The 22,160-nt window shown below is 40.2% G+C and carries 11 protein-coding genes; 6 read left to right on the top strand and 5 right to left on the bottom strand.

Annotated features, from left to right (window positions below; genetic code table 11):
- Positions 1-155: 155 nt before the first annotated feature.
- The 3 genes from DX933_RS03715 to DX933_RS03725 form a co-directional block, all read right to left on the bottom strand.
- Positions 156-2,282: a bifunctional glycosyltransferase/CDP-glycerol:glycerophosphate glycerophosphotransferase gene (locus DX933_RS03715; RefSeq protein ID WP_223805863.1), complete on the bottom strand. Its 2,127-nt coding sequence runs from the start codon at positions 2,280-2,282 to the stop codon at positions 156-158.
- A 267-nt stretch (positions 2,283-2,549) separates the two neighbouring features.
- Positions 2,550-3,353, bottom strand: coding sequence for a teichoic acids export ABC transporter ATP-binding subunit TagH (gene tagH / locus DX933_RS03720; protein WP_123315143.1), 804 nt, complete (start codon positions 3,351-3,353; stop codon positions 2,550-2,552).
- A gap of 17 nt (positions 3,354-3,370) precedes the next feature.
- Positions 3,371-4,192 carry an ABC transporter permease gene (locus DX933_RS03725; protein WP_123315169.1) on the bottom strand — a complete coding sequence of 274 codons (822 nt, stop codon included), beginning with the start codon at positions 4,190-4,192 and terminating at the stop codon, positions 3,371-3,373.
- 464 nt (positions 4,193-4,656) lie between these two features.
- Between DX933_RS03725 and DX933_RS03730 the strand changes: the two genes are divergently transcribed.
- The 6 genes from DX933_RS03730 to DX933_RS03755 all read left to right on the top strand — a co-directional run bounded on the left by DX933_RS03730 (position 4,657) and on the right by DX933_RS03755 (position 15,182).
- Positions 4,657-7,650, top strand: coding sequence for an N-acetylglucosaminidase (locus DX933_RS03730; RefSeq protein WP_190279398.1), 2,994 nt, complete (start codon positions 4,657-4,659; stop codon positions 7,648-7,650).
- Positions 7,651-7,768: 118 nt separating this feature from the next.
- Complete coding sequence (locus tag DX933_RS03735; protein WP_190279399.1) at positions 7,769-8,224, top strand: PadR family transcriptional regulator; 456 nt, start codon at positions 7,769-7,771, stop codon at positions 8,222-8,224.
- Between the two features lie 11 nt (positions 8,225-8,235).
- The gene (locus DX933_RS03740) at positions 8,236-9,978 is read left to right on the top strand and encodes an ABC transporter ATP-binding protein (RefSeq protein ID WP_123315146.1); all 1,743 of its coding nucleotides are present in this window, start codon (positions 8,236-8,238) and stop codon (positions 9,976-9,978) included.
- Positions 9,971-11,809, top strand: a complete 1,839-nt coding sequence (locus DX933_RS03745) for an ABC transporter ATP-binding protein (protein WP_397315810.1) — start codon at positions 9,971-9,973, stop codon at positions 11,807-11,809. Before DX933_RS03740 ends, DX933_RS03745 begins: the two co-directional genes overlap by 8 nt.
- A gap of 241 nt (positions 11,810-12,050) precedes the next feature.
- On the top strand, positions 12,051-13,037 hold the full coding sequence (locus DX933_RS03750; RefSeq protein WP_123315147.1) for an LCP family protein: 987 nt from the start codon (positions 12,051-12,053) through the stop codon (positions 13,035-13,037).
- A gap of 153 nt (positions 13,038-13,190) precedes the next feature.
- Complete coding sequence (locus tag DX933_RS03755) at positions 13,191-15,182, top strand: acyltransferase family protein (RefSeq protein ID WP_123315148.1); 1,992 nt, start codon at positions 13,191-13,193, stop codon at positions 15,180-15,182.
- 55 nt (positions 15,183-15,237) lie between these two features.
- On the opposite strand, the gene DX933_RS03760 is transcribed toward DX933_RS03755, so the two are convergent.
- Positions 15,238-16,962 carry a cell wall-binding repeat-containing protein gene (locus DX933_RS03760; protein WP_190279400.1) on the bottom strand — a complete coding sequence of 575 codons (1,725 nt, stop codon included), beginning with the start codon at positions 16,960-16,962 and terminating at the stop codon, positions 15,238-15,240.
- 194 nt (positions 16,963-17,156) lie between these two features.
- The gene (locus DX933_RS03765) at positions 17,157-21,764 is read right to left on the bottom strand and encodes a cell wall-binding repeat-containing protein (RefSeq protein ID WP_123315171.1); all 4,608 of its coding nucleotides are present in this window, start codon (positions 21,762-21,764) and stop codon (positions 17,157-17,159) included.
- Positions 21,765-22,160 lie beyond the last annotated feature (396 nt).

Genomic DNA, 22,160 nt, shown 5'->3' on the forward strand with positions numbered 1-22,160 from the left:
TTTGCCGCTGACTTCCTTCAGATTCCATCTCACGATGGACACCCTTGTCTTGAGCTAACCGTTACTACTGCCTTCACGGCTCAGGACTTTAACCTTATAGAATATGTGCATGCCTCGCACACAAAAAAACCACTAGTGAGTACTAGTGGTTCAGCTTATTTCGGCTCCCCAAATACATGTTCCACTGTCCGTTTCGTTGCCTGACCGTTATCCCAGTGACAGAAACGGTTGTAAAATGCGCTGTAATTTGCTGCATAGCTGCTTGTCATGGTCTCGATGTTTTCAATTGCCTGCACAACTTCTTCAGAGGTCATGAGCAGCGGACCTGGGCCTTCTTTTTCCAGATACATATAAAACCCACGTAATGTGTCACGATATTTATCCAAATCATAGGTGAAAAATAATATGGGTCGTTTCAGATTGGCATAGTCGAAAAAGACAGAGGAATAATCCGTCATTAATATATCGGACACCAAATACAGCTCAGCGATGTCATCATAGGTGGAAAAATCGTATACAAAGCCCTCAAATCCGGATATATCCAATTGATTGGCGATAAAATAATGCATGCGCAACACAATAATATATTCTTTGCCAAGCCGCTCCTGTAATAATTCTAAATCAAGCTGAAGATTAAACTTGTATTTCCCGCGCGAAAAGAACTCATCATCACGCCAGGTCGGTGCATATAGCACGATTTTTTTATCCAATGGCAAATTCATTTTTGTTTTAAAGGCTTGAATGTCTGTTGGGTTATTTTGTTGATATAAAATATCATTCCGTGGATAGCCATATTCAAGCATTTCCTTTTCAAATTGGAAAGCCCGTCGAAAGATATCACTGGAATATTGATTCGGTGAACTTAAATAGTCCCAGCGACGAGATTGTTCATAAAAGCTTTTCTTATAATTGGGGTCTGCTGAATGAATATCTTCCATGTCAAAAACGAGTGTTTTCAATGGGGTGCCATGCCAGTTTTGGACATAGATGTTCCCCTCACGCTTTGTTAAATATTTTGGGAGTCTTGAATTACTAATCCAATATTTTGCCCGTGCCAGATAATAGAAGTAGCGCAGGCTAAATCGCTTCACTTGCTTGGCGTTGCCGGGAATATTTCTTTTTTCCGTGAAGCTCCAGACGTAACGATAATTTGGATAATGCTCCTGCATATACGCATACATATATTTTGGGCTGCAGGAATAATTCTTTCCTAAAAAACTTTCCAGGAAAATAACATTCTCTTTGATGGAGAGTTTAGAGAATACATGCTGATAAAGAAAAATATATAATTTCCGTCTCGATTTCATGCCATTACGCATATCACGTAATAAATGATGCTGTTTGCTTACCTTTTTATAGGCTGTTACGTGTCGCTGGATCGCTTTCATTTCCCGCTTAAAAAACCAGCCTTGTACTTCATCAGGATGGACGCGCTTCAATGCAACTCGCAATGGTTCATACACTCCGTCAATATGGTCATTCACCTTAAAATACATCACCATCTCTTTACGGTAATAATTCAACAGTTGGGTATCCAAATAATGCTGTGTTTCCTCATCTGGAAATTGATCCTTCAAGGCATGGTATACAGAAAGAAAATCCGTTATTTTTTCTGCCTCATCTGCTTGGGACAAGGATGGCTCTGTAATGGGGTCATTTCGCTTACGTTTAAAGTAAACGGCCTCTTTTACATATGGCACAGATATCGTTTCAGCTAATGCCGGTACTAAGAAAGCGAGGTCTGATTCATGCTGTACATCCTCCCGGAAGGATAATCCATGCGTTCTAATATATTCCGTCCGAAACAAAGTATTCAATACGGACCTATTTTTAAATAAGTGATACCTTTTTTCCGTGTGCTGCTTTACCTTAAATAGTCCATCCAGCACGATGGCCATCCCGCTTCCAAATCCTGTTGACTTCACTCGCCCATGAATCATTGGCTGGCCTTTCACATGCTCGATTAAAATGGCCAAGGTTCTTTCCGGTAAGTAATCATCACTGTCGATAAAATAAATATAATCCCCTGTTGCATGCTTTAGCCCGAGGTTTCGCGCTGCCCCAACCGTTTTACCCTTTTCCAAATCATGGACAGTAATCCGTTCATCCTCCCTTTTCAACGATTGGATGATTTCTGTGCAAGCTTCACTGGAGTGATCATCGATTAGAATAAGTTCAAGTATTTCATGTGTTTGATGCATGATGGATTGTACCGCCTGCTTCACATATCTCTCTGTTTGGTGAACAGGCATGATCACACTAATTTTCCCCTTTGTACCCAATGTGACATCCCCTTTTTCCATATCTTTATCAATTGTGATAACGATTTCATTATAGCATATAGATAGGCCATTCCTATCACAATTTCTTCTTGCGGTTTCTCGTTTGACTTGAAGCTAAAACCCAAAAACAAAAAGACAAGTTGCGGATGACAACAAAACTCGAAAAGAAGCTGAAGTTAATCCATATAAGCAAAAGACACCACTGCTTTCCACCTTTAGGAAAAACGAGTCGTGTCTTTTTGGAAAATCATAATCACCAATCAAAGCCTATTTCTTTAACAATATTTCTTTTTGTTTTGCGGTTACTTGTTCGCGATAGGCGTCTTTTTCTTCTTTTGTCTTCTTCTTCCATTCCTTAATAAATGCTTCGTAATTTGGAATCACTTCTTTTACTGTACCGAATTCACGTACCATACCAAATTCAAGCCAAAGAATTTTATCGCAAAAATCCTTCATTTGTCGAATGGAGTGACTGACAAAAATCATCGTTTTGCCTTGTGCTTTAAATTCACGCATTTTGTCCAAGCATTTTTCAGCAAAAGCTTTGTCACCGACAGACAATGCCTCATCAATAATGAGGATATCCGGGTTAACCGTAATGGAAATGGCAAAACCCAGGCGGGACTTCATACCACTGGAATATGATTTTACCGGCTGGTCAATAAATTTCCCCAGCTCCGAGAAGGAAATGATATCGTCTTCCATCGCAATGATTTCCTTTTTGGAAAAGCCAAGCATTAAGCATTTAAGCTCAATATTCTCCCTGCCAGTTAAATCATTTTTTAACCCTGCAGCAACCGCAATCAATGCCGTATCACCTTTCACATTCACTTCACCAGTTGTTTGCGGCACAACGCCTGCGATAATGTTGGATAGTGTCGACTTTCCGGAACCATTTGTCCCAATGAATCCGACAATATCCCCTTTTTCTACTGTTAAGCTCACATCATGCAATGCATAGAAGTCCTCACCATATTCCTTCGGTGTGATTAAATCAAGCAGGCGTTCCTTCGCATTATGATATAAGCGATATCTTTTACTTACATGTTCTACTTTTATTGCTTTTTCCACTTCATGCACATCCCTTATTATAGGAAATCAATAAAATGTCTTCTGAATTTCACATGCAGTGTCGAGCCAATCACAAACAGGACGATAATCAATGCCCAAAAGTATAGGCTATATTGCCAATGCGTAATGAAGTACCAGTCCACTCCAAAAAAGGCGGATCGATATCCTTCAACTAGGTAGAGCACTGGATTCAGCTTTAGGATAGTGACCAATTTCGGATGGTCACTCAGCAGGGTTAATGGCCAGAGCACCCCTGATACATATAGCATCATACGCAAAATGGAATTCAATAACATATGAATATCACGAATGATTGTAGACAGTGTCGACGTGATTAATGACAAGGAAAACATCAGACAATATGCAGCAAAAATAAAGTAAATGAGCTGCAAATAATACATATTAATCGGATACCCCATCAGCTGGAAAGCAATGACTGTAAATCCAAGCATGAATAGGTGAATATAAAACTGAGAGAAAATGATATAACTCGGAATCACACTCATTGGAAAATTCATCTTCGACAACATTCTCAGCTTGGTGTAAATGGATTTCGAACCAAGAATAGTAGACTGAAAAAAGAATGTCCATAAAAAGAATGCTGCTAACAACCAACTAAAGAATGGAATTTCCACACCAGCAACCTCTACCGGTGCTCTTCCTCGCAAGGTACCAAATACAAACCAATAGATTAAAATTTGGATGGCTGGATTTAAGAATTCCCACAGGATGCCAAGGTAATTATTTTTATTTTTACTTTTTAATTCATAAATCGATAGTCTACGAATGAGATAAAAATGTTCAATTTGTTCCTTTAATATAATCCATGCAGATTTCATATAAATACCCTTTCGGATGGTATTGGCCATACATCGGCTGTCACCATCAATACTTAACATGCCCATAAATTATACTAGGTCTATCTTAAAAAAACAACACGGAGGAAGTTCCATCGAATTCGATACGATTCCTTCCATATAATCTTTCTATCTGTTCGTGCTTTGCTAAACGGTTTCACTTTTTATAAGGAAACATCTTAGCAAAAACAACTATGGAAGCACAAGCCAAACAAAAAAAATTGTCATAATTTGTACATGAAGTTTTTCACTGATAGCTTTTCCTTCTACCATCATGTTTATCAAAATCAAAACGCATGATACGAAACAATTTCCAGACATTTCCCAACATAATTCCCAAAAAATAGTTTAACTTTTCACCTGTTACAGGCGATAATAGATTCATAGATGAAGAAAGGAGGATTATGTATAAATATTCATTATTATGGAGAGGAGTAACAAGCAATTTGAAAAAGAGCATACAATTTAATAGTGCTGCACTTATCTTTCTAGCTGCCATTCTATTAAGCGTGATTGTCCCTCCTGTTCAATCATCGGTACTTGCCGCTGATGCTCAATATGGCATCGCCCTAAAAAATCCAACCAATATATATAGTAAAAAATCTAGAGGTGCGTCAGTAATCCGTACATACGAAAAAGGGACGATATTAAAATATCGCCAAGGCTCAGGAGATTGGCATCAGGCAGTTGTCTATGTCAATGGAAAATGGCAGGATGGTTTCATTTACAAGCATGATGTAGAAACCAGTACAGCTAGTCCAGTAACGAAAAAAGGGGTCGCACTCCAGTCAGCCACAAAGGTCTTTTCGAGTGCTTCAACCAGCGCTTCAAGCTGGAAATCCTACCCTGCTGGTTCGATTTTGAAATATCGAACATTTACTGCCAACTGGTATGAGGCAACCGTTTATGTCAAGGGTAAGAAAAAGACGGGGTACATTTACAGAACCCATGTGGAAAATGCTGTGGAAAAGCCGGATACGCATACAGGGGTTGCATTGAAAAATCCAACAGCTGTCTATTCGAATGCTTCTACAACAGGTAAGTCACTGAAAACCTATGCGAAGGGATCGATATTAAAATATCGGACTTTTACATCCAACTGGTATGAAGCAACAGTATATGTAAAAGGGAAAAAGCATACGGGCTATATTCGTTCAACAGATGTTGATAATGCCGTAAGTGATCAGACTCGATTAGAAGGAATCGGACTGCAGAATCCAACAACCGTTTATGCTGCAGCATCCACCAGCTCCAAGAAATTAAAATCCTATGCTGCTGGAACTGTCCTTATCTATCAAACCTTTGCTAGTGATTGGTATCAAGCTAAGGTTTACGTTAGTGGAAAGGCAACGACTGGGTATATTCATGCAAGTCATGTAGAAGGAATTTATGAAACCCAGAAACGCCTAAATGGACGGGCTTTAAAGAAGCCAACCAATGTATATGCGAATGCTTCTCGACAAGCGAAAGTGCTGAAGAGCTATGCCCAGCATAGCAATCTCATTTTCAAAACCTTGTCACCAACTTGGTTTGAGGCAACGGTTTATATTAAAGGTGTTGCTACAAAGGGATATATTCATGTGAATGATGTGACAACTGGTGATGTCGTTCATACTAATAAATATTCCTATGATTTAAAGCATATGGTAGATTCACAGATGAAGGTATCACCACAAACTGATTTGACAGGTGGCAAAGGCTGGCAGCATGCTTCACGGAATCAGGTTGAATATTATACGAATCCAACCAACTTTAAAAAAGGAAGCCGGGAATATTTTCAATTTCTCGTACTCTCGCATTTAGCTGGTTTGGATGCAAAAGAAACGAATCAGAAATTCCTATCCAATAAAGGTGTGCTAACCAATAAAGCATCTGTTTTCATAGACGGGGCTAAAAAGCATAATGTCAATGAAGTTTATCTGATTGCTCATTCCCTTTTAGAAACTGGTAATGGTACATCTGCATTGGCAAAAGGAATTAGTTCCTGGACCAAGCGTGATGCAAGAGGAAATATTGTGAAGGATAAAAATGGCAAGCCAATCACCATGAATATTGCACCACAAAAGGTGTATAACGTATATGGTATCGGTGCCTTTGATAAATGCGCACGCGATTGTGGTGCACAGCGTGCCTATGATAATGGCTGGTTCTCCGTAGATACAGCCATTCGTGAAGGTGCAGCATTTGTATCTACTGGCTATTTGGATCGTGGTCAGGATACGATTTATAAAATGCGCTGGAACCCAGACCATTTGCGCAACGCAAGCACTGGTTACCATCAATATGCAACTGATGTTGGCTGGGCTGTAAAACAGACCAAGACCATTTACAATATGTACCAATCCTTAAGCGGTAATTATACACTTGTTTTTGATGTTCCACAGTATGTGAACCAAAATAACGCTCCTAAAGGCAGCAAGGATTGGCAAGGTGTTGCTCCTGCTATCTTCATTCCTGGTCTCCTGCAAGATATGGAAGACGAACAACAGGATGAGATGCTGGAAGAGAGCAAGGATACAAACCATGTGGACGATGATATGCAAAACGATGCAAAAGAAGAAAACAATACACCATCAGATGTGACCGAAGACGATTCAGCAACTGAAACAGATCAAGAAACAGAGGAAGATGCAGATCAAGATGAAGTAGATTCTGATGTAGATCAAGAGACAGAAGCTGATACGGATGAGGATCAAGCAGACGAAGAAGACGCTGAGGCGGATACCGAGCAAGAAGCAGATGATGAATTGGACACGGATGAAGAAGCAGACGTGGACGATGAACAAGATGTGAATGATGAAGTAGATACCGATGACGAGCAAAATGCAGATGAGGAAGCAGACACGGAGAATGATCAGAACGTAGACGGCGAGACAGACAAAGAGGGCGATCAGGATGCGGAGGAAGAAGCAAATTCTGATACACCAGATGAAGACGTCGACGTAGATGAAGAGGATGTGTCTTCCCCGGATACAACAGAAGAGATCATGTATCCAGATTATGTTTCTGGAATCGTTCACGGTGAAGAAGCGATCACGATGGTTGATTCAGCGGATATCGATACTGCAAAAAGACTGACAGAAATTCCAAGTGAAGCAGTGCTCGATATTATCGGCGAAATTCGAAACACGGAGGATGAACCGGAAACATTACGGTATCTCGTATCCTTTGAGGATAAAACAGGATATGTTGATCGTAAAGACATCCAGGTTACCAATCTATTAGAATTCGAAACAGAACAATTGCTCATATATGCAGAGCCAGACCGTAACGCTGATGTCGTCGTTCACTTACAAACGGAAGAAAAAACACAGTTTGTTGCAGCTGTAGCCGATGAGGAAAATCAATGGATTACCTCAGATGATTGGATTCAAGTGTATATCGATGAAGATCACACAGGCTGGGTTAATCGCAACGATCATTTAATAGAAATAGAATAATACCAATGGTTTCAAGCATTTGCTTGAAACCATTTTTTTATGCACCCCTTTTATGTCGGTTGATAATAACCGATATATCGTTTAGTATTATCGATATAGTGAAGAAGGAGGTTTTATGTTGAGAAAACGAAGAGGGTTTATTCGTTTTGCCATTTTGCATTTATTGAATGAAGAACCAATGCATGGCTATCAAATCATGAAGGAATTAGAAGCACGCTCCAATCATACCTATTCCGCAAGTGCTGGCACCATTTATCCAGCATTACAAGAATTACTAGATCAACAACTCATTACATTAGACACATCTACCGATAAAAAAATATATACCATCGACACGAACGGAAAAAAACAGCTACAATCCAGCAAACACGCAAATGCAGACTTTTGGACAGAATGGCAGGAAAGAATGACCTGGAGAACCTCCAAGGAAGCGACACAGCTGCGAGACGCACTAGACCATTGGGAGATAGCACTTCGAAAAGCAATGAAACAAACGCGAGGTAATCGCGCACGGTCAAAGGAACTCATTGCACTTATTGAAGAAATGACCAATCGGCTGAAGAATAATCATTAAGGGGACAAATCATGCACGCAATCAAGAAATTATTTCAATATATGAAGCCATATACTTTATTTATCCTGTTAGGTCCACTTTTCATGTGTGTGGAAGTAATCATGGATCTATTACAGCCAACATTCATGCAAAAAATGATTGATGTCGGGATTGCTAACCATGACAATGGCTATGTAATCAAGCTAGGACTCATTATGTTACTTAGTGCAGTCATCGGATTAATTGGGGGAATGGGAAGCTCTGTCTATGCGGCAAAAGCAGCGGCACATATTTCAACAGACGTGCGACGGGATGTATTCCGAAAAACAGAGAGATTTTCCAATCAAAATGTGGATTCCTTTGGGACAGGAAAATTAATTACCATTTTAACGAATGATATTACCACGCTACAGCAAGCTGTCATCATGACCTTACGCATATTCGTCCGTGGGCCACTCTTATTTATTGGATCCATCGTTATTGTTTGGCTAACAGCCCGACAACTGTTTCCCATTTTACTTATTTCGATTCCTATTTTAGCTGCATTCATCTATTTCTTCTCCGTAAAATCTGGAAAGTTATTTGGCAAAGTGCAGCAAGCAATGGACCAAGTAAATACGAAGCTACAAGAAATGCTTGCTGGCATTCGCGTCATCAAAGCCTTTAATCGTCATGATTATGAAAAAAAGCGCTTTAAGACGGTAAATGATCTATTAACGAAGCGCAACATGACTGCCGAGCAGCTCATTCTAACCTTAATGCCCGTCATGATGTTCGTCGTCAATTTAGGAATAATCGCTGGATTATGGCTTGGGGTCATTAAAATAAATGAAGGTACACTGCAGGTTGGGGTCATTTTAGCATTTATCAATTATTTAAACATTATGATGAACGGCCTAATCAGCAGCAGCCATGTATTAATGCAAATTGCTCGTGCCTTTCCTTCTGCAAATCGTATTGTTCACGTATTGGAAACAAATATCGCGATTACAGACCCAGTTCAGCCTCGTACCCATCACACTATTCATGGGGAAGTCACCTTTAATCAGGTTAACTTCAGCTACAGTAAAAATGGGGAGCATGTACTAAAGGATATCACTTTCCATGCTAAAGCCGGGGATGTCATTGGTATTATCGGCTCGACAGGCAGTGGGAAATCAACGTTATTAAAGCTGATCCCGCGCCTGTATGATCCAGATTCCGGGGAAGTACTACTAGACGGTGTTAACATGAAAGCTTTATCAATGGAGCAAATTCGTTCTGCAATTGGATTTGTCCCTCAGAAGGCAACCCTATTTTCCGGAACGATTCAAGATAATCTTCGCTTTGGGAAGGATTTGGCAACGATTGAAGAGATGGACGTGGCTGCACAAGCTGCGGCTGCCAGTGAATTTATCGATCGCTTCGAACAACGCTATGAACATCAGCTCACGCAAGGTGCCACCAATCTATCTGGCGGACAAAAACAGCGGCTTTCCATTGCCCGTGCCTTTGTGAAGCAGCCAAGTATCTTAATATTGGATGACTCCACTTCTGCGATTGATGCACTGTCCGAATTAGCAGTACAGCGGGCTTTAAAAAAAGATTTTACCGATACAACCGTATTTATTGTTTCTTCCAAGATTTCATCCATTATTCATGCCGATCAAATACTTGTCATGGAGGATGGTCAGCTTGAGGCGAAAGGTACACATGAGGAATTATTGCGACATAGTAAGGCATACCAGAAAATCTATCATTCACAAGCTGGAAAGGAGGTAGAAGCATATGGGTAAAACTACTCCACAACCAGCTCCTAACATCATGAGGCGTGGGCGCGGTCCGGGAAGATTTGGTCCCGTCGTGAAGGCGAAGGATCCAATGGGTACAATCAAACGAATCTGGCGTTATATGGAAAAACAAAAAATAGCTTTGATTGCAACAATTGTTTTTGTAGTCATTACAACCGCACTCGGACTTCTTGCCCCTTATATGATTGGTGTGATCGTCGATGATTATATTATTCCAATTGATATTCCAGGTACGATTCGGTATGCTGGCTTGCTTGCAGCCGTATATATTGCAACTACTGTGTTTACGTGGTTGCAAAACTTTACGATGATTCAGGTTTCCCTCCAGACCATTCGGAAATTACGGCAAGAATTATTTAATAAATTTCAAACCTTGTCCCTCCGATTTTTTGATAAGCGAACAACAGGGGATTTGATGAGTCGCGTAACCAATGATATCGATAATTTAAATCAAGCACTTGGGCAAAGTGTCGTACAAATCTTCTCCTCTGTTTTAATGGTATTTGGTGTTGGTATTGCCATGTTTTCTTTAAACTGGGTGCTAGCGATTGTAACCCTGCTTGTCATCCCAATCATGATGTATACAACCAAGAAGTTAATCAAATATAGCAGCAGTTTTTTCATTCAACGGCAAAGAGATCTAGGTGAATTAAACGGATTTATTGAGGAATCTATTTCAGGAAATGAAGTCATTACGTTATTTGGCAAGGAAGAACAAATTGACGAGCAATTTTCTTCAATTAATGAGCGCTTGCGTCATTCTGCCATGTCAGCAGATACCGTGTCAGGCTTTCTTGGGCCAGTGAACAACTTTATTAATAATATGGGGTTAGGCTTTGTGATTGCAATTGGTGCAGTACTTACGGTCAATGATTTAGCAACGGTTGGGATTATTGCTGCTTTCGTAACGTACTCCAGACAATTCTTCCGTCCCATCAATCAGCTATCCAATTTATTAAATACCTTTCAATCTGCCATCGCTGGTGCGGAGCGGGTTTTTGAAATTATGGATGAAACACCTGATTTAGCAGATAAGTCGAATCCTATTCAGGTAGATTCATTCCAGGGTGAAGTGGAGTTCTCGCATGTTAACTTTTCCTATGAGGCTGGGCAATCCACCTTAAAGGACATACATTTTCACGTACAAGCAGGAGAAAAGATTGCATTGGTTGGTCCTACCGGGTCAGGGAAAACAACGATGATTAACTTGCTCATGCGCTTTTATGATGTTAATGAAGGTCAATTGAAAATTGATGGACATGATATCCGCGATTATCAATTAAGTCAGCTGCGCAAAAAAATTGGCGTTGTTTTACAGGATACCTTCCTCTTTTCCGGAACGATTATGGAGAATATCCGCTACGGACAATTGGAAGCAACCGATGAAGCAGTAATCTCCGCTGCAAAAATGGCGTCTGCCCATCATTTCATCAAACATTTACCAGCAGGCTATCATACAGAAATCACGTCAGGCGGCTCCAATTTAAGTCAAGGACAACGGCAATTATTAGCTATTGCACGAGCCATTTTAGCAGATTCAGATATATTAATTTTGGATGAAGCAACGTCTAGTATTGATACGAATACAGAAATGGAAATTCAAGAAGGTATCAACCGATTAACGGAAGGACGAACCAGTTTCGTTATCGCCCACCGTTTAAAAACGATTGAAAATGCAGATCGAATATTGGTCATTCATCATGGGGAGATTATAGAATCAGGTACACATCAAGCATTGCTCCAGCAGAATGGTTTTTATAAACAAATGTATGAGAGCCAATTTAACATGCAAGGGGATTCCGCTAGCGTATCATAGGATTGCAATGGGCTGGCTGTGGTCATATACAGGAATGCACACGGCCAACCCTTGATTCAAAACGAGCAAAACAGAAAACATATGCTACAATATACATATATCGTATTTCTGTGTAAAATATTTCATTTTCCCTTTTATTATTGCAGTCTGATTTCATTTTTTTGCACGTCTTAAATGTCATTGAAAATCTTGTCGGATATCATTATAATAGGAAAGACTCCATTCCAAAGGGGAAAACAACATGGCACAACGTGTAGTACGTACAGTTAAAAAGAAAAAAATTAGAAAAACAGTCCTTCTCATCCTGATTGCGATTATTGCAATTGTCAGTTACGGGATTTATATGGCTGTTACAACATATATGGCTGCAAGCAATTCGTATGATGACCTTGGCAGAGAAAAGTCTGCCCTTCGCGACGAAGCTGTTTCGATTCGTAAGGACCCCGTCTCCATTCTCATTATGGGTGTTGAGGATTATTCCAGCGATGGCGATCACGGCAGAACAGATACACTAATGCTCGCAACATTTAGTCCCAATGACGAACGATTGAAGTTGCTTAGTATCCCACGTGATACACTCGTGGATATCGTTGGTCGTGATCAAAAAAGTAAAATCAACCATGCCTATGCTTTTGGCGGAAAAAAGATGACGATTGAAACGGTTGAGCAATTACTTGATATTCCGATTGATTATTATGCAACGGTTAATTTCGATGCATTTAAAAATATTGTTGATATTCTAGGTGGTATTACGGTAGATGTACCCTTTTCATTTGAACAAAATAGTGATGATCGCAAAGCAGAAAAACTGCAGTTTACGGAAGGTCAAATGGATTTAGATGGTCGCCATGCTTTAGCTTTTGCCAGAATGCGGATGTCTGATCCACGTGGAGATATCGGTCGAAACGAAAGACAGCAAACTGTTATCAAAGCGATTATCGAAAAAGCTGTATCACCGAGCTCCATCACGAAAATTGATGATATTGTAGAAGTTATCGGTGACAATGTCGAAACGAATATGCGTATTCGGGAAGGCTTGGCTTTCTATAAAACCTATTCTGATTTTAAAACGAGTCAGATCGACCAGATTACCTTTCAAACCATGCCAGAACGAATCAATGGTATTAGCTATCAAGTAGCAGATGAAGCATCTTTAGAGGAAGCAAAAACAATCCTAAAGCAGCACTTGGAAATTGATGGCTATTCACCAGACCAAGCAGCACCATAATTTAACGGAAAAACGGGTTTTCTGTCCTTTCTGGATAGAGAACCCGTTTATTTTATGTATGGGAAATAGGCGAAGCTGATGGTATTCACAAGCTGGGACATTTCCGATATGATAGAGTTTATATGATGCGCAATTTTTTAGAGGATGATACATATGACAAACAAACTACCGAAAAAAAGATTCCGAACAGAAATTGAAGGCTTACGGGCTGTAGCTGCTTTACTCGTAGCGATCTACCATATTTGGATGGGAACTGTTTCCGGAGGAGTAGATGTTTTTTTCGTTGTCTCTGGATTTTTAATCACCACGTCTTTACTATCACGGTTTGAGCGAAACCATGCTGTGGATTTCTTCGGCTTTATTTTAAGACTGGCGAAGCGATTATTCCCCATCGGATTCCTAGTTTTATTCGTCATAACCGTAGCCAATATGCTATGGCTGCCGCATATTCAATGGGAACATTCCGTCAAAGAGGCATTCGCTTCTGCGCTTTATTTTGAAAATTGGCAGCTCGCAACAAATGCTATCGATTATTTGGCCCAGCATAATGAAGCGAGTCCATATCAGCATTATTGGGCCATGTCTGTACAGGGACAATTTTATCTCCTTTGGCCACTGTTATTGGCACTCGCTATTCTATTAGCTAAATACATATTTAAACGGTCTGTTCGCCAAACATTTTTATACGTCATCATTGGTGCATCCGTGCTCTCCTTCGGTTATTCCATCTATATTACAGCTGTTAATCAACCATGGGCATATTTTGATACGTTTGCAAGGGTATGGGAATTTGGTGTAGGCGGTATTGCTGCCTTGCTCTTATCTCAGGTCAAATTGGGTAAGGCTCCTTCCTTTCTATTAGGTTGGATTGGTCTTTTCGCTATTGTATCCTGTGGCATTATTTTTCAGGTCTCATCTGTTTTTCCGGGATATGCAGCCATGTGGCCAATTTTAAGTGCCATCTGCATCATCGTCGCTGGGAATCATGGTGGAAAATTTGGTGTACATTCCTTTTTAGGTGCAAAACCATTGGTAAAGCTGGGTTCCATTTCCTATGGGCTTTATTTATGGCACTGGCCAGTATTAATCTTTTATCTCATTTTTACTGGCAAGGAAAACGTACCTATTTTGGATGGTATTCTATTAATATTGCTATCGATATTGCTAGCCTTTGTATCTACGAGATTAATAGAAAAGCCCATTCGTGGCAGAGATTTTTCTCCTGCTAACTGGAAATCATGGGGCACCATAGCAACCTTGCTTATTCCTGTATTACTTACTGCTGGCATCTGGAATGGAATGGTTGAGAAATCGAATGCCGAGCTTGCTGTTTCCCTGCCTCAGGACACTTATCCGGGCGCAATGGCTTTTGCCATGGGACAGGGGGAAGAAGCTTATACAGGCGAGGTACCAATTATGCCATCACCGCTTCAATCCAGGAGTGACTTACCAAAGATATATGACGATGGCTGCCATCAACGTGCAGGAGATGCGGATGTGATTGAATGTGAATATGGCGTGACAGATCAGCCTGCCTACACGATTGCGCTCGTCGGTGGTTCTCATTCAGCCCATTGGCTACCAGCACTAGAGGCCATTGCAGCGAAGGAAAATATTCATATCCTGTCATACACGAAAAGTGGCTGCAGATTTTCAACAAGTGAAGATGCCGAGGAAGATTGTCAGGAATGGAATCAAAATCTATTGGATATTCTAGTCAAGCAAAAACTTGATTTAGTCTTTACAACGGCTACACTTCCAAATAATAAATATGTTCCAGAAGATTATGTCGCCCAATGGCAAATACTAGACGATGCGGGCATAGATGTATTCGCAATTCGAGATACACCGTGGTTTTCATTCGATATTGCGGCATGTGTAGATGAATACGGACCAAATGCGAGTAAATGCAGTGTGCCACGCGAGGAAGTCATACCAGTTGAAAATCCATGGGAGGAGTTGGAGCAACCACCAAAAAACGTTACCTATTTAGATTTAACAGACTACTTTTGTGGTGAAACAGAATGTAAACCAGTCGTTGGTAATATGTTGATTTACCGGGATCATAGTCATATTACGGCGACCTACGCAGAAACATTGGCTCCAATGCTATTTGAGGACTTCATGACGGCATTAAAAAATTAATCATAAAAAAGTGCAATCTGTCGGCTTGGACAAATTGCACTTTTTTCATGTCGTATTATTTAATAAGCTTGCTTAAGTCTAATTCGATCTCTCCACTAACCGATTTAAGCCCACCTACAATAGTTAACCCATTCGGAGATTTTTGTTTGAAATAGGATTCAACTGCTTTTGGTACCTTGCTTCCAACAAGTAGGACACCCGTTTTTTCTTTTGATGCAAGTGCTGCACTTGTTAATGCATCAGGAAATTCCAAGCCTGTCGTTACAAAGTATTCCTTACTCTTGTCATGGAAAGCCTCTGTGACCTTGACTGCAGTCGCAAATCGGTCTTTTCCTTCAATCCGTGTTGGATTTGGCAGTTGCTTGTACACTTTGTCTGAAACGGCCAATGGTCCCCCAACCACCGTTGTTTTTCGAACGCCATTGGCTATAACCGCTTCTTTCGTTGCTTTAGAGTATTTATTCGGTTGTACAAGAAGGACTGGCATCCCCTTCTGTGCCGCGTATGGTGCAATGGACAGGGCATCCGGGTACATGTAGCCATTCACAATCGCGGCTTCCTTCGTGTCCTTTCCCTTCCAAACATCTTTGGCAATTTCGACAGCTGTTTCCTCTCTTGTTCTGCCTGCAAGTCTTCGTGTATATAAGCCCATATCATGTAGCTTCTTTTCAACATCACTGTTCACCGCTTGATTGCCACCTAAAATATAAACGTTTTTGGCACCAAGCCGTTTAATTTCTTTTTCAGTTACAGCTGTTAATTTATGAGATTGTGTTAGCAGTAGTGGTGCCTTATATTTTTGTGCAAAGCTTACACCTGCCAGTGCATCTGCATAATCATCACCACGTGCTAACACGATATTGGTTGCTTTATTCCAACCAGCTTTACTCACTTCGACAGCCGTTGAATATCGACTATCTCCAGCCAAGCGTTCTAGACTTAACGCCTGGTATTTCTCTTTGACTAATTTAACGAAATCTGAATACTTATAACCATATTTAGCAAAATAACCATGTGGGTCTACGTGTGTCGTTCCACCAAGCCATTTGGAAACAGCCCGATGTGACCACAGGCTTCCTTTCCCACTGTCTTCAGCACTTGTTACACCTAGATCATATTTAACAAGTACACTAGCAATATAACTGGTGTAATTTTGAATCGAGCGAGCAAATTGATCAAACGTTTTAACCTCGACTAACTCCACATGGACAAATCGTTGGTTGGCTACCGGACCTGCACCCCATGCTGCATAATCAGTTGGATGGACTTCGATAATATGATTGTGATCAACAAATGCATGAACAAACGCATTTTTATAGTTTCGTGACATCCAAGATATTTCTTGCTCAATGGTTGAATTGGGGTTTGCTGTCTCATGCGCAACGACACCCTCTACTCCACCTAAGCCATTACGATATGTAAACTTAGGTAAAAAGCTCAGATGTCGATCTTCTTGTTTTGCGATTGGTAGTTTATTTTGCTTAATATAGTTATTTACATCCGGATAACTGCTATTCAACTGAACTTTCTCTTCTGGATCAGCATGTGGATGTTCACTTTCTATTTTTCCATCACGCCATCCCTCAGGAACATATTGTAGCTGTTCTTCATTGAACTTACTTATATCAATTCCATATACCTCTGTTCCATATTTTATCCCAAATTCATTATAGTCTTCCTTGTCCTTTTCCGGACCTGCCATAGTGGACGCTGGAGCGGTCCAAATTAAAGTGGATGCCATGGCAGTTGCAATGAACATTGTTGTGAAACGATTTCTCATGATGACCTCCTGTAAATAATAGTAATCTTCCATACCCCATCTATCATCGGCATTCTACTAATCTTTATGTAGCTGGTATGAATTATTTCTATTGAAACATGGTTGTATTATATCAAAAAAAGTAAAGTAATTGGAAAAAAGAAGAAAAAGGGTTGTCTCAACTACGTGACAACCCTTTTCTTTTGTTCATCTTCTTACTTTAGTAAGTCATTTAGAGCTTTCTGGATTTTCTCACTAACTGCTAATGGTCCTCCAATTACAGTCAATGTATCCACATTGCTGTCTGTAACGAACTTACTTACAGAGGCTGGCAGCTTATCCCATACGAGTAGGATGCCAGTATCCTCTTTTGCTGCAAGAGCGGCACTGGATAGTGCATCAGCAAATTCCATGCCTGTAGCTACATAGAAGTGATTTGAATCTACTCCGAAATGCTTTGCAATTTCAACTGCGGTTGCAAAACGGTCACTTCCTGCTATGCGATATGCATTTGGAACTTGCTTATCGATTGATTTGTCAATGGCAACTTCTCCACCAATAACCAATGTCTTCGAAGCACCAAGGTCTTTAATTGCTTGCTTGGTTGCAGCGGATAGCTTCTTATCTTGTGTAACAAGAATTGGCAAGCCCTGGTCTGCTGCATAAGATGCGACAGATAATGCATCTGGGAAGTTATAGCCGTTTACAAGGACAACTTCTTTGGCTTTACCATTTTTCGTAACCTCATTGGCAATCTTAACAGCTGTTTCTGCACGGTTGTCACCTGCAATACGTTTGACATTTACTCCGAGCTTCGCCAGCTCTTTTTCAACATCTTTATTGATAGCAACTTCTCCGCCAAGCAGATAAACTGTTTTTGCGCCAAGGCGAGTGATTTCATCTTTCGTAACTTGAGTAAACTTATCAGATTGTGTCAACAATAGTGGTGCATCATGCTTCTTCGCTAATGGCACACCTGTCAACGCATCTGCATACTCATCTCCGCGAGCAAGAACGACTACTTCGGATTTTTCCCAGCCCTTCTTACTTACTTCGACTGCGGTCTTATATCGACTGCTGCCTTCGATACGATCAACACGATCTTCACCTAAGGTTGCGCGATAGATATTTACTGTTTTGGTTGTTTTATTGTCTGCTAAGTCATAAAGCTCTAGTTCAAATACATTATTACCAGGCTTTAGGTCAACCTTTGTTTTTACTGTCTTCTGATATGGTTTCATATCATAGCCAGGCATTTCATTGGCAAACACTTCATCACCATTCACAAGTAGACGCAATTCCTCCGCATTATCAGAAACATGTGCTGTAATTTCTGCTTGCTTCGTACCGAATTCTACATATGTTGGTGCTTCGACATCTAACTCTGGTGCTGTTGTGTCAATGAAAATCGTACGGCTATTCGCCAATGTTGTTGTATTTCCAGCCGCATCCTTCGCTTCAACTTGAATAGGATGTGCGCCATCCTTCTTGAAGGATACTTTGGAATCAAAGCTGTACTTGCCTGCTTCTGAATCCCACTTCAATGGAACGTCTTTGCCTTCGATTTGGAAGCTGACAATCTCAGAACCATCTGTTACTGTACCGGAAACTTGAATGTCCTTTGTATTGTGAATAGAAAATGCATCTGGACTTTTTACAGCAATGACTGGTCCATCTTTATCTTCTTTTGCACTAATTACTTTACGGTTACTGTTACCTGCATAGTCCGTTGCAATAACTGTAATAGAAGCATTCTTATCTACACCATCCAATTTAACGGACTTGGCAGTACCAGGTACAACACCTTCAGATTTTCCATCAATTAACACTTCAAAATACGCCAGGCCAGATCCATCATCAGAAGCCTTGAAGAATAAATCTGTTCCTAACATAAACGGATCTAGTTTTGGAGCAACCGTATCAACGATGACAGGAATCTTCACAGATTGAGCTTCCTTATTATCAAAATCAATGGTTGTCTTCACTTCTACGTAATACTGTCCATCTTTTACTACTTTACCTTCTACTGTTCCATCCCATTTGACAGCTGGATTAAGTCGATACATTTGAGCACCGCCTGATCCACCATCATAATAATTCTTCCGTACCTCTTGCTCTGTTAAAAATGTTCTTAATTTCTTATTATCGGCATCCAAAACATTGTACTCCACTGTTTTGGCATTTCTCAAATACGATAATACTGGAATAATATGTCCTTGATCACTCGCTGTATTTGGAGAAATAGCAATGAGTGAGGACTTCTTCTCACCAGTTAAAGGATCATTCCCTAGATAGTAATAACCACCATCATGGGAAAATACTGCTGCACCTTGCTCATAGAAAGAATCGGCACCGTCATATACTAGCTCATCCAATACAGGAGGTGTATTCCAATCACCCTTAAAGCCTACATATGGAACGGATAGTTCAGGGTTTGTGTCATCTGAACTTGTTAATGTAACAAAACCTTCTACAAAATAACCATTCTCAAAGATTTCTTCCGGTGCAACCAAGCCATTTCCCTCTTCGTTATACACCTTCGCATCAGATAGATCTACTTCTACTGTAAAGGAGACACTACCATTAGCTGGAACAGATAATGTTTCTGTACCGTTATTTACAGAAACCTTTGCATCTACTAATGTCTGGGCATTTAGATTATCCAATTCACCAGTTAGATATGCATCACCTATGATTCCCCGCAATGCAAAATCTGTTTGCACATTGGCAGCCACATCATAGGATACAGCTTTGTCTGTTTTGTTTTCTGCAACTAATGTAAAGCTGAATTTGTCGTCAACTTCCTTCAAAGCAACTTTACCTAGTCCACTGTCTTTTTCTGTAACAATGACTGGTGTAGTTAATGCGGCATGCAGCTGCATTAAGCCAGCACCCTGTCTTCTAGGTGAATAAGGAATATCTTGGTCTAAATTTCCACTAGAGCTTTGATCTACTGCTGCTTTTGCAGTATTCATCATAATATTTTTAGCAGTAATCGTACGATCTCTACCTTCTAAATCATACAAATCATCCACACGATCCAATACCAATGCAGATCCACCAGCAACATGTGGTGCTGCCATGGACGTTCCACTCATGACACCGTATTTATCATTTTGTAACGTGGATAGGATATTTCCACCTGGTGCGGTAATTTCTGGTTTAAAATCTAAGTTTGGCATAATACCCCAAGAGGTGAAGCCAGACATTTGACCAGATGTTGGATTTGCCGTTTTCGTTTCATCCCCTAGGAAGGAAATCGTAACGTTCACACCATCTTGCAACTGTTCTGCAAGTAAATCACCATCGTTTTTCAGCATAAACAACTGTGGGATAACAATTGTATCCTCTGTCGCCATGTTAATAAGCCCGTCTGTGTTGTTATAAATAATAACTCCAACAGCACCTGCAGCTTGCGCATTTAACGCTTTGTCTGTAAATGCATGCTCACCACGTTGAACAAGTGCATATTTACCAGTAAAATCTTTCCCTTCAAAATCCTCTGGTCCACCTAATGCAGCATATTCAATTTCAAATGTTTTTTGTTCAACATCATTTGGATGAACACTGCTCGCAGACATAAATGCTGCTTTTCCTTCTACATCACCATAGCTATACGTCACTGCATCCAAATCAATGAAACTATTTTCAAAGGATGCCACTTGTAAAGAATCTGTAGATAGTCCCGGTGCTCCTACCACCCCAATATCTGGGTTGGAAGTATACGGGTTAAAGAATCCATTCCCTAAATGTGCAGAGTTACCAGCTGAAACAGATACAATCACACCGTTTTCAGTTGCACGTGTAATTGCTTCTGATTCTGGATTCCCATCATTAGAGAAAGATGCTGGTGATCCAAGGCTCATATTCAGTACATCTGCACCAAGGATAATTGCATCATCAATTGCTTTGATATAAATATCACCATAAGTGGAGCCCATTTCCGGATCATTACCGAATACTTTTAAGGCAAGCAACTGTGCTTCTGGTGCTACCCCTTTTAAGCCACCGTTATCTTCGTCGCCATTAGCAACTACTGTTCCGGATACGTGCATACCATGTTCAGATGCACCTGGTCCAAGGTCACGCACTTCTTGGTTTTCATCCATGTAGTTATAACCATAAGGCACTTTTTCATTGAAATACTTTCCTGACAGACCATGCTTCGCAACATCTGATTCGACATCTTTCTTCGTCAATGCTGCTTTGTCTGCATCTGTTAATACAAAGTCCTTATGATCCGGATCGGCACCAGAGTCAATTACTCCTACTACCATTCCTTCTCCATCATAGCCGAACTCCCAAGCTTCTTGTGCTTCTACTAGTTCTTTACTATATTTCATATCCGGCTTTTCAGACGGGCGTTCGTATTCATTTGCAATCGTTACGTTCGCAACACCAGATAGTTTGGCAATGCTTTCAATTTTACCGAATTCAACGAGACCACTGAAGCCGTTAAAAACGGTTGTAAAGCTTTGCTTATATTCCATTTTAATGGCTTGCTTTGAAAGCTGCTGTTGAACATTTTTCTGCGCTTTTAAAGCTTTGTCATGTAATTCTGCTTGCTTACTTTGATCCAAATCACTGAATTTTTTCCCCTGCTTTGTTGCGTATGTAATCGCAGGTTCACCTTTTACTTCTACAACGACTCGAACCTTATCTGTGTCTTTATATCCTTTTTCTTCTTTAGCATTTTTCAATTCTTCCTTCAGTTCAACCTTAGGCTTTTCTACATCTTGAACCTTAAGCGGAGCTGCGGATACCATAAAGCCTTGTGAAAACACAAGTAAAAATGCCAAAAAGAGTACGATACCTTTTTTCATTTTTTTCAATCAACTTTCCTCCCTTTTTTAATAGCTTTGTTTGTGTGTCTGTAAGACTTGGGTGCATGATGCTTGTCTATTACAGGCGTTCTAATATACAATGATTGCAGTTTTCCAAAGATGGTACGCCTTGTCCTGCTAGCGGATTGTTATCGATTGAGATAAGTAACCCCCTATTAAAATAGGATTTAATAGACTTACATCTATTGCAAAAGTCCTCCCTCACCTCCAAAAAATTGTCGTGACATAGAAAATATCACTCACTATTAATAATATATGAAATAGACTGAAAATTCTAAGGGCTAAAGTCCTATTCACGTATGAGTATTTTTGCCTATTATTTGTCGAATCATCTGAATATATGGAACTATTTTATTTTACACCCATGAAAAAACC

The organism is Ornithinibacillus gellani, from assembly GCF_003730295.1.
In the GTDB taxonomy this organism is placed as follows: domain Bacteria; phylum Bacillota; class Bacilli; order Bacillales; family Amphibacillaceae; genus Ornithinibacillus_A; species Ornithinibacillus_A gellani.